Below are 12,892 nucleotides of genomic sequence, written 5' to 3' on the forward strand. Positions count from 1 at the left end.
GAGCTTCAGCCGAGCACGCTGGTGTACGCGTTGATCGCGGGCTGCCCGCCGAGGTGCGCGTACAGGACGTTCGAGTCCTTCGCGATCTCGCCGGTGCGCACGAGATCGATCAGCCCGGCCATCGACTTCCCTTCGTACACCGGGTCGGTGATCATGCCTTCCAGCCGCGCGGCGGTACGGATCGCCTCGAGCGTCTGCTCGTCCGGAATCCCGTAAACGCCCGCGTGGTACCGCTCGTCGAGTTCGGCTTCCCCGACCGGCCCGGCCTCGATCAGCTCCGCCGTGCTCTTCGCGATCCGCCCGATCTGCTCGCGCGTCTCGCCGGGCTTCGCCGACGCGTCGATCCCCAGGATCCGCCGCGGCTTCCCGCTCACCGCCGCCCCGGCGATCATCCCCGCCTGCGTGCTGCCGGTGACCGAGCACACCACGACGGTGTCGAAGAAAACGCCGAGTTCGCGTTCCTGCTCTTCGAGCTCCAGCACCCAGTTGGCGAACCCGAGCCCGCCGAGCCGGTGGTCCGACGCCCCGGCCGGGATCGCGTACGGCGTGCCGCCGTTCGCCTCGACCTCCGCCAGCGCCCGCTCCCAGCTCTCCTTGAACCCGATGCCGAACCCGGCGTCGACGAGCCGGACGTCCGCGCCGAGGATCCGCGACAGCTGGATGTTGCCGACCTTGTCGTGCAGCGGATCGTCCCAGTCGACCCAGCTTTCCTGCACCAGCACGGCTTTCATTCCCGCGCGCGCCGCCGCGGCCGCGACCTGGCGCGTGTGGTTCGACTGCACGCCGCCGATCGAGACGAGCGTGTCCGCGCCCCCGGCGAGCGCGTCGGCGACGAGGTACTCGAGCTTGCGCGTCTTGTTGCCGCCGTAGGCGAGACCGGAGTTGAGGTCCTCGCGCTTGGCCCAGACGGCCGCGCCGCCGAGGTGTTCGGTCAGCCGGTCCAGCCGGTGCACCGGCGAAGGCCCGACGAGCAACGGGAAACGGGGGAAATCGGCCAGGCTCACGCGTCCTCCAGGAGAGCTTCGAGATCGGTCCAAATCGTTGAGGTGAGCTGCGCGGCGGTTTTCTCGTCGCCGCTTTCGAGCGCGTCGATGAGCTCCTCGTGCCGGGCGACCGACCGATGCGCGGGCAGCGAACTGAACCGCGCGTATTCGAGACGGCGCAGCAACGGCGTGTACCGGTCGAGCGTCGCCGCGACCGCCCGGTTGCCGCACGCGCGCACCGGAATGTCGTGCAGTTCGTCGTCCGCCTCGATCGCCTTGCCGACGTCCCCCTCGGCCACCGCTTCCCGGAATCGCTCGTTGGCCTCGCGCATTTCCGCGATCTGCCGCGCGCTGAGCCGGGCTTCGCGCACGACCAGCTCGTGCAACGCCCGCACGAGCCGAACCGCGTCGCGAACGTCACCGGCGTCGAACTCGGCGACCCTCGTGTAACTCTGCGGCTTCGACACGACCAGCCGGTCCTCGGCCAGCCGCAGCAGCGCCTGCCGGACGGGCGCGCGAGAAAGCCCGAGCTGCTCGGCGAGGTCGGCGTCGCGCAGGGGAGTGCCCGGCGGAAGGCTGCCGTCGATGATGGCGTGCCGGATCCGCTCGTACGCCTCGTCGCGCAGCAGCGACCGGGAGACCTTGGGGAGTGCTCTCACATCTAACATGTTAGATGTCGGTTGGCGGGGAGGCAATGGCTCGGAACGGTGGGATGCGGCTGGCGCGGGGTGGTGGCGGCTCTGCCACGGGCGGTTGGTCGCACGGGTCGGCGTCGAGTGGGTGACCCGCGGGCCTGTCGGTCGGAGAGGTTGCCGTCGCGCGGTTCAGCCCTGGCCTCTTTGTCCGCGCGGATCGGCGTCGCGTGGCTCAGTCGTGGACCTGGCGGCCGCGCGGGTCGACGTCGCGTGGCTTAGTTGTCGGCCCGGCGGCCGCACGGATTGGCGCCGGGTGGCTCAGTCGTGGGCCTGGCGGCCGCGCGGGTTGGCGTCGCGTGGCTCAGTCGTGGGCCTGGCGGCCGCGCGGGTTGGCGTTGTGCGGCTCAGTCGCAGGCGTGTCGGTCGCACGGTGTCGCGCGGTTCAGCTGCGGGTCAGGTGGCCGCATCGGTCGGCATCGTGGAGCTCGGCAGCGGTCGCCGGGCGGTCCGTGCACCGGAGCGCGGCCGCGGTCCACGCAAGCTGCCGGACCGGATCTTCGCGGTCACCGGGCCGAACCCGGTGCCGGAGCGCGGCGGCGATCACCCGAGCCGAATCCTCGCGGATCGCCAGGCCAGACTCCGGCACCCGGCACGACCGGGTCCATCGCTTCGGCCTGCCGGGAGCGTCGATCGCGAACCGGAGCAGTGCCACGCGGTCCCGATCCGGCACGCCGGGGCCTTATCGCCGCCCGCCCTCACCCGGAAACGCCGAAGACCCGCCCGGCGATGCCGCGAGGCGGGTCTTCGAAGATCTCTCGGAACGGCTTCCGGCTCAGTAAACCGGCCCGGTGTACTTCTCGCCCGGCCCCTGGCCCGGCGGGTCCGGCACGACCGACGCCTCGCGGAACGCCTTCTGCAGCGACTGCAGTCCGTCGCGGAGGGGCCCGGCGTGCAGGCCGAGGTACTCGGCGGAGGCGGTCACGAGCCCGGCGAGCGCGGTGATGAGGCGGCGCGCCTCGTCGAGGTCGCGGTGCGGCGAGTTCTCCGGGTCGGCGTCGGCGAGGCCGAGGCGTTCGGCGCCCGCGGACAGCAGCATCACCGCGGCGCGGCTGATCACCTCGACGCTGGGGATCTCCTCGAGCCCGCGGTCGTCGGGGGAATACGGGGGCGGTGGCGAAGGTTGTTCAGGCACGTCTGGTACCCTTCCATGTGCGACCAGCTCCCGAGCGATCGGGGGCGGCAAGTGGAGCCCCGCTCCCACCCGTCTCACCGCTACAGGTGTCCGGGTCCGGTCTCGCCGAAGCAGTGCGTGCCGTTCCGGCAGCGTACTGCGGAGGCGAAGCGTTCGGCCGTCCGGCCGGGCGCGATCGGAGACAGAGCGGGCCCCGTGCACCGGCAGCAGCCGGAGGCGGGGCCTGAATCATGTGGGCACCAGGTCGAAACGAGAAAACATCACTCGGACCAAGGAGGCCCCATCAGCTCCGAGACACGCATCAACGACCGCATCCGGGTGCCGGAAGTCCGGCTCGTCGGCCCCAACGGCGAGCAGGTCGGCATTGTCCGGATCGAAGATGCGCTGCGGCTTGCGCAGGAGGCGGACCTCGACCTCGTCGAGGTGGCCCCGCAGGCACGCCCGCCCGTGGCCAAGCTCATGGACTTCGGCAAGTTCAAGTACGAGAGCGCGCAGAAGGCCCGCGACTCCCGGCGCAACCAGCATCTGACCGTCATCAAGGAACAGAAGCTGCGGCCGAAGATCGACCAGCACGACTACGAGACCAAGAAGGGTCACGTGTCGCGGTTCCTGGCGGCGGGCAACAAGGTCAAGGTCACGATCATGTTCCGCGGTCGCGAGCAGTCCCGGCCGGAGCTCGGGTTCCGGCTCCTGCAGAAGCTCGCCGACGACGTCACCGAGCTCGGCTTCGTGGAATCGTCGCCGAAGCAGGACGGACGCAACATGATCATGGTGCTGGCCCCGCACAAGAACGTGAAGCCGAAGGCGGCGAAAGCCGAATCGGCCGAATCGGCTCCCGAGGCGTAGCGCCCCAGCGCCGACCAGCACAGTCAGCGGCACACCGGTGATCCGGTGTGCCGCCGCACGAAAGAGGACTACAAGCATGCCGAAGATGAAGACGCACAAGGGCACGTCGAAGCGGATCCGCGTGACCGGTTCGGGCAAGCTGCGTCGCCAGAAGGCCGGCCGTCGCCACCTGATGGAGAAGAAGTCCAACCGCCTCACCCGCCGTCTCGAGGGCACCACCGAGGTCGCCCAGAACGACGTCGGCCGCGTGAAGCGCCTGCTCGGCCGCTGAGGCCCGCACCCTTTCCCGACCACCCCGGGGTCCTCGCACCCCCCGAATTCGACAGGATGGACCAGTGGCACGCGTCAAGCGGGCGGTCAACGCCCAGAAGAAGCGTCGCGCGACTCTCGAACTGGCCAGCGGTTACCGCGGCCAGCGTTCGCGGCTGTACCGCAAGGCCAAGGAGCAGACGCTCCACTCGCTCAACTACGCCTACCGCGACCGCCGCGCGCGCAAGGGTGACTTCCGCCAGCTGTGGATCACCCGCATCAACGCGGCCGCTCGCGCCAACGGCGTCACCTACAACCGGTTCATCCAGGGCCTGAAGGCCGCCGGTGTCGAGGTGGACCGCAAGATCCTCGCGGACCTCGCGGTCAACGACGCGGCCGCCTTCACCGCGCTCGCCGAGCTCGCCAAGGCGAACGTCACGACCGGCGAAGCGAAGTCGGCCTGACCGGCAGCATTTTCCGGCCCGGGGCGGATCCGTTCACCGAACGGACCCCCCGGGTCGTTGCTGCGCGCAAACTGACCCGGCGCGCGGAACGAGAGAAAACCGGCCGCTTCCTGGCCGAAGGGGTCAACGCGGTCACCTCGGCCCTGTCCCACGGGACGGTCCACGAACTCTTCGTGACCGAACGCGCCGCCGCCGCCCACCCTTCGTTGGTCGCGTCGGCTCCCCGCGTGTCGCCCATCACGGATCGCGCCGCCGCGAGCCTGTCGGAAACCGTGACCCCGCAAGGAATCATCGCGGTCTGCTCGCTGGTCGACCGTCCACTGGAGACAGTCCTCGCCTCGGCCCGCCTCGTGGTCGTCCTGGTCGACGTCGCCGAACCCGGCAACGCAGGCACCGTGATCCGAGTAGCCGACGCCGCCGGCGCCGACGCGGTAGTCCTGGCCGGCGACACCGTCGACCCGCACAACGGCAAAAGCGTCCGCGCCGCCGCCGGTTCGACGTTCCACGTCCCGCTGGCCCGCGCCCGCGACATCCCGGCGGTCCTCACCGCCCTCCGCGCAGCTGGCCTCCGCACGCTGGCCGCGCACGGTTACGCCTCGACCTCGCTCGAGACTGTCCACTTCGGAGACCCGGTGGCGTGGATCTTTGGCAACGAGGCACACGGCCTGCCCGAGGACGTCCTCTCGTCAGTCGACGAAGCAGTCCGGATCCCGTTGTACGGCAAGGCGGAAAGCCTCAACCTGGCTACCGCCGCCGCGGTCTGCGTCTATACCGCAGCGATGGCCGCACGCCGCTGACCTCCGGCAGTTCTACTGGATCGGCGTTGCTCACGGTGCGGGCAAATCGACGATCGCCCGCCGCTTGGCTGCACGTTATGGCTGGCATCACTACGCATCCGACGACACCACGCGCGCCCACGCGCCCGCACGACCCCCGGCACTGCCCCTGCCACCGCCACCGTCATCACCGCCGCGACGTCGTCGCCGTCACCGCCGCCACTGCCCCTCCCGCCGCCGTCATCACCGCCGCGACGTCGGCACCGCCGCCACTGCCATCGCCACCACCACCACCACCACGACTGCCACCGTCATCGCCCCCCGTCCCCGCCACCGCCATCGCCATCGCCATCGCCACTGCCACCGTCGCCGCCCGCGCTGTCGCCTTCGGCGCGAGCCGCACCCCGCCTCCGGTCTGGCCACTCCCGCGCTCCGCTTCCGCAGTGCCGAGCGCTCCCGAAACCCCGCCCGGCAGAGCCGCTCCGCAGCCACCCGCGAGGGCGGCCGGGGCGAGCCGGTCGGGAGGCGGTTCTCACCTGATCCGCTGACCACCGTTCGGGTCCCCGGCGACGGTCAGTCGTGATCACGGGGCGGATCCGGCGCAGCCGCTCCGGAAGCGGAGGGTGAGCGGCCGGGCCCGGCGCCCGATCCCCTAGACTGAGCTGCCCGATGTGCACGTGCGGCGGCATGCCCGCGTGCCGCCGACAACACCAGTCCCAGCGGACGCCGAGGAGTCATGTCCGGAGCCACAGAACAGCCGGTCGACGTGCTCGCACCGGAGACCCTGCGCGCGGCGATCAAGGCGGCCGAGGACGCCTTCGCCGGCGCGGCCGACCTGGACGCGCTCGCCGCCGTCAAACCGGCCCATCTCGGGGACCAGTCGCCCGTGCTCCTCGCGCGCCGGGGAATCGCCGCGCTGCCGAAGCAGGAGAAGGCCGACGCCGGCAAGCGCGTCAACGAGGCCCGGCAGGCGGTGCAGTCCGCGTTCGACGCGCGCCGCGCGGCTTTGCAGGCCGAGCGCGACGAGCGCGTGCTTCGCGAGGAGGCTGTCGACGTCACGCTGCCGTGGGATCAGGTCCCGCGCGGAGCCCGGCACCCGATCAGCACGCTGTCCGAGCGCATCGCCGACGTTTTCGTCGCCATGGGCTACGAGGTCGCCGAAGGACCCGAGCTCGAGGCGGAGTGGTTCAACTTCGACGCGCTCAACTTCGGCAAGGACCACCCGGCGCGCCAGCTGCAGGACACGTTCTACGTCGGCGAGGAAGGCTCCGGCTTGGTGCTGCGCACGCACACCTCGCCGGTGCAGGCCCGCAGCCTGCTGCACCGCGACCTGCCGGTGTACGTCGTGTGCCCGGGCCGCACCTACCGCACCGACGAACTCGACTCCACGCACACGCCGGTGTTCACCCAGGTCGAAGGCCTCGCCGTCGACAAGGGCCTGACCATGGCGCACCTCAAGGGCACGCTCGACGCGTTCGCCCGCGCGATGTTCGGCGAGAGCTCCACGACGCGGCTGCGCCCGCACTTCTTCCCGTTCACCGAGCCGTCGGCGGAGGTCGACGTCTGGTTCGAGGAGAAGAAGGGCGGCCCCGGCTGGGTCGAATGGGGCGGCTGCGGCATGGTCAACCCGAACGTCCTGCGCGCGTGCGGCGTCGACCCCGAGGTCTACTCCGGCTTCGCGTTCGGCATGGGCATCGAGCGGACCCTGCAGTTCCGCAACGGCATCCCGGACATGCGCGACATGGTCGAAGGCGACGTCCGGTTCACCCTTCCCTTCGGAACGGAGGCGTAGTGCGAGTCCCGGTGAGCTGGCTGACCGAGCATCTCGAGGTGGATGCCGACGTCACGCCGCAAGACCTGGCCGACGCCTTCGTGCGGATCGGGATCGAGGTCGACGAGCTCAGCAAGCTCGGCCCGGTGACCGGCCCGCTCGTGGTCGGCCGCGTCGCGGAGATCGAGGAGCTGACCGGCTTCAAGAAGCCGGTGCGGTTCTGCCGCGTCGAGGTCGGCGAGGAACCCGACCCGGAGCCCGACGACGCCGAACTGTCCGAAGAGGACGACGACGAGGACGACGGCCCGCTCGAGAACGAAGGCCCGCACGGCATCAAGACGCGCGGCATCGTCTGCGGCGCGAGCAACTTCGCCGAGGGCGACCTCGTCGTGGTCGCGCTGCCGGGCGTGGTCCTGCCGGGCGATTTCGCGATCGCCGCGCGCAAGACGTACGGCAAGGTCAGCGACGGCATGATCTGCTCGGCGGCCGAACTCGGCCTCGGCGACGACCACAGCGGCATCCTCGTGCTCCCGCCGGGCACGGCGAGCCCCGGCGACGACGCGAAGGACCTGCTCGGCCTCGACGACACCGTCATCGAGGTCACGCCGACCCCGGACCGCGGCTACGCGCTGTCGATCCGCGGCCTGGCGCGCGAACTGTCGAACGCCCTCGACGTGCCCTTCGGCGACCCGGCGATGCTCGACAACTTCCCGGAAGCCGAGGGCGAAGCGTGGCCGGTCCGGGTCGAGGACCCCGAGGGCTGCCCGCGGTTCGTGCTGCGCCGCGTCACCGGTCTCGACGCGACCGCGCCGACGCCGTGGCGGATCCGCCGCAGGCTGATGCTGGCCGGCATCCGGTCCATCTCCCTCGCGGTCGACGTCACGAACTACGTGATGCTCGAACTCGGCCACCCGCTGCACGCGTTCGCGACCGGCTCCATCCAGGGCGACCTGGTGGTTCGCCGCGCGAAGGCGGGGGAGAAGCTCACCACCCTCGACGACGTCGAGCGCACCCTCGACGCGGACGACATCGTGATCGCCGACGACAGCGGCGTCATCTCCCTCGCCGGCACGATGGGCGGCGCCAGCACGGAGATCACGCCGGAGAGCACGGACGTGCTGCTCGAGGCGGCGCACTGGAACCCGGCGTCGATCAGCCGCACCGCGCGCCGGCACAAGCTGTTCTCCGAGGCGGCGAAGCGCTTCGAGCGCTACACCGACCCGGCGCTGTGCGCGGCCGCGGTGGAACTCGCCGCGCGGCTGCTGCGCCAGTACGGCGACGGCGCGATCCGCCCGGGCCGCACCGACGTCGGCGGCGTCGCCCCGCACGCCCCGGTGACCATGCCGATCAACCTGCCCGACCAGGTCGCCGGCGTCCGTTACGAACGCGGCGTCACGGTCCGGCGGCTCGGCCAGATCGGCTGCAAGGTCCAGCTCAGCACGAGCGACCAGGGCGTCGGCCTGGTCACCGCGACCCCGCCGAGCTGGCGCGGCGACCTCGTGCAGCCCGCCGACCTCGTCGAGGAGGTCCTGCGGCTCGAGGGCTACGACAGCATCCCGTCGGTCCTGCCCGCCGCGCCCGCGGGCCGCGGCCTCACCGACGCCCAGCGCCGCCGCCGCGCGGTGTCCGGCGCGCTCGCCGAGGCGGGCTACGTCGAGGTGCGCCCGTTCCCGTTCATCGGCGACGCGGTGTGGGACGCCTTCGGCCTGCCCGAGGACGACATCCGCCGCACGACGGTGCGCGTGCAGAACCCGCTCGAAGCCGACCACGACCGGATGGCGACCACCCTCCTGCCGGGCCTGCTGGAGACGTTGCAACGCAACGTTTCCCGCGGCCTGAAGGACGTGTCGCTGTTCCACGTCGGCCAGGTCGTGCTGCCGAAGCCGAACCAGCTCAAGGTCCCGGACCTCGGCGTCGAGCACCGCCCGAGCGACGAGGACCTCGCCGTGCTGGAGGCCGCCGTGCCCGCGCAGCCGGTGCACGTCGCCGTCGTCCTCAGCGGCCAGCGCCCGCGCGCCGGCTGGTGGGGCAAGGGCGACCAGGCAGGCTGGGCCGACGCCGTGCAGGCCGCGCGCCTCGTGGCCGAGGCCGCCGGCGTGAAGCTCACCGTGCAGGCCGCCGACCTGCTGCCGTGGCACCCGGGCCGGTGCGCCCAGCTGCGCGTCGGCGACTGGCCGGTCGGCCACGCGGGCGAACTGCACCCGAAGGTCGTCGAGGCCCTCGGCCTCCCGCCGCGCACGGTCGCCATGGAACTCGACCTGGACGCGATCCCGCTGCCCGACTCCCGTCCGGCGCCCAGCATCTCGGCCTACCCGCCGGTGCTGCTGGACGTCGCACTGGTCGCCGGCACGGACGTCCCGTCCGCCGACCTCGCCGACGTGCTCCGCGAAGGTGCGGGCGAACTGCTCGAGGAGATCACCCTCTTCGACGTCTACGCCGGCGAGCAGCTCGGCGAAGGCAAGCGTTCCCTGGCGTACAAGCTCCGCTTCCGCGCCGCGGACCGCACGTTGACCGTCGACGAGGCCACCAAGGCTCGCGACGCCGCGGTCGCCGCCGCCGGCGAGCGCTTCGGAGCGACGCTCCGCGCCTGATCCGACGCTGTCCCCGTCCCGCGCTCCGGCCACCGGCCGGTCAGCCGGGGCGGGGGAGCGCTGGTGTCATGGCACCCTCCTTTCCTATTCCTCGAACGGTTCGCTTCAGCTGAGGTGCTTCATCGCCTCCCGGACGGACAGCGGGGACAACCCCGGGTGTGCGCGGACGAACGCGCGGACCCACTCCGGCTCGGCACGAGCGTGGTCCCGCAGTGCCCAGCCGATTCCCTTGCGCAGAAAGAAATCCCGGTCGTCGAGGTTCGCCTCGATCGCGTCGGCCAGCAGCTTCTGGTCCACCTCGCCCTTCGCGCTGACCTGACAGATCACCGCCGTCCGCCGGCGCCAGCGATCAGCGTCTGTCATCCAGCGGCGCAGAGCCGGCGTGACCGCCGCCCGGTGCTCGCGCAGGATCGGCCCGACCCGGCGGATCGCGACCTCGTCGACGTGGTCCCACCACGCACCGGTGACGATCAGCTCGTCGTACATCTCCAGCAGGTCCGGGTCCTGCCAATGCCGGTAGGCGCGGTGCCCGGAGAGATCGATCGCCGCGTACCGCTCCTCGCGGTACTCCGCTTCCCGCCACAACGCGAGCACGGTCTCGACGTACGTCACTCGATCGGGCAGAACATGCTCGGCCAGGACCGTCTTCATGAGCTTGCCGCGCGGCGGTTTCGGCACGCCGCGAAACGGCATCGCGGACTTCATGTACGCCTGCATCTCCGGTGCTTTGACCGGGTCCGCCAGCTCGGCCAGCCCGGTTCGCACCGCCGTGATCAAGGCTTCGCCCGCACCCATTGAGGACCACCTCCGTCGTCTCGGATCCCGACGATCGGGGGACAGCGCGGCTCGTGTCGGGAAACGAGATTCTGCCGCGCAGCCGGTAGCTTCGACGAGCCCTGGTTGCCGTCGGACGCAAAGGACCACTGTGAGGAAAATCGTCACCGCGCTGGCCGCCGCCGCTGTCGCGGCCGGAACGCTGGCTGTCGCACCCGCCGCCACCGCGGTGCAGCCCGAAGGGCCGGGCTACGCGCCGCCGCCGATCAAGTGGGGACCGTGTTCCGCACCAGGACTCGCCAAGGCGGGAGCCGACTGCGGATTCCTGGAGGTCCCGATGGATTACGCGCAGCCGTCGGGCGAGAAGGCGCAGATCGCCGTTTCCCGGGTGAAGCACAAGACCGCGAAGTTCCAGGGCGTGCTGCTGGTGAACCCGGGCGGGCCGGGAGGTTCCGGCCTCGGTCTTTCGGTGCTCGGCCGGAACGTGCCGAAGCACGCCGGAGACAGCTACGACTGGATCGGCTTCGACCCTCGCGGCGTCGGCTCCAGCAAACCGGCGCTCACGTGCGACGGGAACTACTTCGCTCCGGTCCGTCCGGCTTACGTGCCGAAGACCCCGCAGCTGGAGAACACCTGGCGCGCTCGCACGAAGGGCTACGCCGAGGCCTGCGCGAAGAACGGCCCGCTGCTCGAGCACATCAAGACCACTGACGTCGCGCAGGACATGGAAAGCCTCCGCAAGGCGCTGGGCCAGAAGCAGATCAACTACTACGGCTTTTCTTACGGCACTTACCTCGGCCAGGTGTACAGCACGCTGTACCCGGACCGCATGCGCCGGATGGTGCTCGACGGGAACGTCGACCCGCGCAAGGTCTGGTACGACGCCAACCTGGACCAGGACGTCGCTTTCGACCGCAACATCAAGATCTACTTCGACTGGCTCGCGAAGTACGACAACGTCTACCACCTCGGCAAGACCGGTTCGGCCGTCGAGCAGCTCTGGTACGCCCAGCAGCGGAAGCTCGACCGCGCCCCGGCGGGCGGCGTGATCGGCGGCGACGAGTGGACCGACATCTTCCTTCAAGCCGGCTACTACGTGTTCGGCTGGGAAGACATGGCCAAGGCCTTCGACGGATGGGTGCACCGCGGTGACTGGCAGACGCTGAAAGCGTTGTACGACAAGTCGAACGCTCCCGGCGACGACAACGGCTACGCGGTTTACAACGCGGTGCAGTGCACCGATGTCCAGTGGCCGCAGGACTGGGACCGCTGGCGCCGCGACGCCTGGGCCACCCACACCCGCGCGCCTTTCGAGACCTGGAGCAACACCTGGTACAACGCGACCTGCCTGAACTGGCCCGCGAAGCCGGGCAAGCCGGTGGACATCGACGGGTCGAAGGCGAGCGGCGCGCTCCTGATCAGCGAGGAACTCGACGCGGCGACGCCGTACTCGGGCAGCCTCGAAGTGCGCAAGCGTTACCCGCGCTCGAGCCTCATCAGCGCGCCAGGCGGGACGACGCACGCCGGATCGCTCTCCGGGGTTTCGTGCGTGGACGACAGGGTCGCTGACTACCTCGCCACCGGCGCGTTGCCGAAGCGGGTGCGAGGCGACCGCTCCGACGTCCAGTGCGCCGCGGTGCCGCAGCCGGTTCCGTCTCCGGTCGCTTCCGATGCGCAGCAGAAGGCTGATGCCGCGGCGAAGGCCGCGGCGGAGGAGAAGCAGGGCCTGCTTGCCGGTCTGCTGCGTTTCTGAGTTGTTCTGCGCGGTGCCCCGGCCTGGTCTGCCAGGCCGGGGCATTGTTCTTTTCCGGTGGTCCATCGAGCCCCCTCGGTCGTTTTCGGGTCGCCGGGGACGCTACGACGGGGGTCTGACAATTTCGGAACGCAGTCACCCGATCGCGTTAAGTGATCGAAAATTGTCGGGGGTCGCGGATACCTTCGCGGCCATGACGATCATTCAGGAGCACCGGACCGAGGTCCGGTCAGGAGATGTCCAGTACCAGGTCGCCGTCGTCACCCGCACCGAGGACGGCGAGCCCGAGCGGGTCACCGTCACGGTCGGCGGAGAACGGCCGGACGGCGAACCCGTCGTCGAGGGCAGACTCGAACTCGACGTGACGTCCGTGGCGACCGTCGCGGAACTGCTCGACACGAGCCTGCGCACCTTCGCGGGCGGCGGCTCGCGGCGAAGATCGCGCGGACGCCCGGCCCAGCAGGGGCGGCCGTGGACCGACGAGATGGACGCGGATCTGGAAGCCCGCTGGCTCGCCGGGGACTCGGTGATCGAGTTGGCGCGCCATTTCGCGCGAACGCCCGGCGGGATCCGGGCGCGGCTGCCGAGGGTCGGGTGCGATCCGGAACATCCGGGAAATCATCTGCCCACACCGCCGAGTCTGCGCGAAGCGGAGGAGGGGGTGGACTGACGAGTGCCCGCCGGGTTCGCATCCCGAGGCGGGCCCGGCGTGGCGGTGGCTGCTGGCCGGACTGGGGTTTGGGCTCCGGGATCGGCGGTGTGCGCGCTGGATTTCTGGCGCGGGTTCCGCGACGCGGCGCGCGCGGGAGTTGTGGCGCGGGTTCCGCAGCGCGGGACTTGCGGCGTGGGTCTCGAGGC

12 protein-coding genes are annotated in these 12,892 nt (G+C 70.9%); 8 read left to right on the plus strand and 4 right to left on the minus strand.

Features of this window, described 5'->3' with window-relative positions:
- Positions 1-5: 5 nt before the first annotated feature.
- The 3 genes from DMP23_RS13010 to DMP23_RS13020 all read right to left on the minus strand — a co-directional run bounded on the left by DMP23_RS13010 (position 6) and on the right by DMP23_RS13020 (position 2,810).
- Positions 6-1,004: a 1-aminocyclopropane-1-carboxylate deaminase gene (locus tag DMP23_RS13010; RefSeq protein WP_337821186.1), complete on the minus strand. Its 999-nt coding sequence runs from the start codon at positions 1,002-1,004 to the stop codon at positions 6-8.
- Entirely contained in the window at positions 1,001-1,642 is a 642-nt protein-coding gene (locus DMP23_RS13015) for a GntR family transcriptional regulator (RefSeq protein WP_443111264.1), read from the minus strand. Before DMP23_RS13015 ends, DMP23_RS13010 begins: the two co-directional genes overlap by 4 nt.
- Before the next feature lie 808 nt (positions 1,643-2,450).
- The gene (locus tag DMP23_RS13020) at positions 2,451-2,810 is read right to left on the minus strand and encodes a DUF1844 domain-containing protein (RefSeq protein ID WP_037818165.1); all 360 of its coding nucleotides are present in this window, start codon (positions 2,808-2,810) and stop codon (positions 2,451-2,453) included.
- A gap of 282 nt (positions 2,811-3,092) precedes the next feature.
- Between DMP23_RS13020 and infC the strand changes: the two genes are divergently transcribed.
- From infC to pheT, 6 genes are all read left to right on the plus strand, one after another.
- A complete protein-coding gene (infC, locus tag DMP23_RS13025; protein ID WP_200864208.1) occupies positions 3,093-3,656 on the plus strand; it encodes a translation initiation factor IF-3 in 564 nt (187 codons plus the stop codon).
- A 76-nt stretch (positions 3,657-3,732) separates the two neighbouring features.
- A complete protein-coding gene (rpmI, locus tag DMP23_RS13030) occupies positions 3,733-3,927 on the plus strand; it encodes a 50S ribosomal protein L35 (protein ID WP_037818166.1) in 195 nt (64 codons plus the stop codon).
- Between the two features lie 64 nt (positions 3,928-3,991).
- Positions 3,992-4,369 carry a 50S ribosomal protein L20 gene (gene rplT / locus DMP23_RS13035; RefSeq protein WP_009079612.1) on the plus strand — a complete coding sequence of 126 codons (378 nt, stop codon included), beginning with the start codon at positions 3,992-3,994 and terminating at the stop codon, positions 4,367-4,369.
- A gap of 8 nt (positions 4,370-4,377) precedes the next feature.
- Positions 4,378-5,166: a TrmH family RNA methyltransferase gene (locus tag DMP23_RS13040; protein ID WP_443111340.1), complete on the plus strand. Its 789-nt coding sequence runs from the start codon at positions 4,378-4,380 to the stop codon at positions 5,164-5,166.
- A gap of 715 nt (positions 5,167-5,881) precedes the next feature.
- A complete protein-coding gene (gene pheS / locus DMP23_RS13045) occupies positions 5,882-6,937 on the plus strand; it encodes a phenylalanine--tRNA ligase subunit alpha (protein ID WP_037818167.1) in 1,056 nt (351 codons plus the stop codon).
- Positions 6,937-9,507: a phenylalanine--tRNA ligase subunit beta gene (pheT, locus tag DMP23_RS13050; RefSeq protein WP_337821188.1), complete on the plus strand. Its 2,571-nt coding sequence runs from the start codon at positions 6,937-6,939 to the stop codon at positions 9,505-9,507. Before pheS ends, pheT begins: the two co-directional genes overlap by 1 nt.
- 105 nt (positions 9,508-9,612) lie before the next feature.
- Here pheT and DMP23_RS13055 read toward each other — a convergent pair whose 3' ends face one another.
- Positions 9,613-10,302: a DNA alkylation repair protein gene (locus tag DMP23_RS13055; RefSeq protein WP_337821189.1), complete on the minus strand. Its 690-nt coding sequence runs from the start codon at positions 10,300-10,302 to the stop codon at positions 9,613-9,615.
- Between the two features lie 130 nt (positions 10,303-10,432).
- Between DMP23_RS13055 and DMP23_RS13060 the strand changes: the two genes are divergently transcribed.
- Together DMP23_RS13060 and DMP23_RS13065 are read left to right on the plus strand one after the other, a co-directional pair.
- The gene (locus DMP23_RS13060; RefSeq protein ID WP_134729177.1) at positions 10,433-12,034 is read left to right on the plus strand and encodes an alpha/beta hydrolase; all 1,602 of its coding nucleotides are present in this window, start codon (positions 10,433-10,435) and stop codon (positions 12,032-12,034) included.
- 193 nt (positions 12,035-12,227) lie between these two features.
- Positions 12,228-12,704: a helix-turn-helix domain containing protein gene (locus tag DMP23_RS13065; protein ID WP_134667961.1), complete on the plus strand. Its 477-nt coding sequence runs from the start codon at positions 12,228-12,230 to the stop codon at positions 12,702-12,704.
- Positions 12,705-12,892: the final 188 nt, after the last annotated feature.

The organism is Amycolatopsis sp. A1MSW2902 (assembly GCF_017312175.1).
Lineage (GTDB): Bacteria > Actinomycetota > Actinomycetes > Mycobacteriales > Pseudonocardiaceae > Amycolatopsis > Amycolatopsis nivea.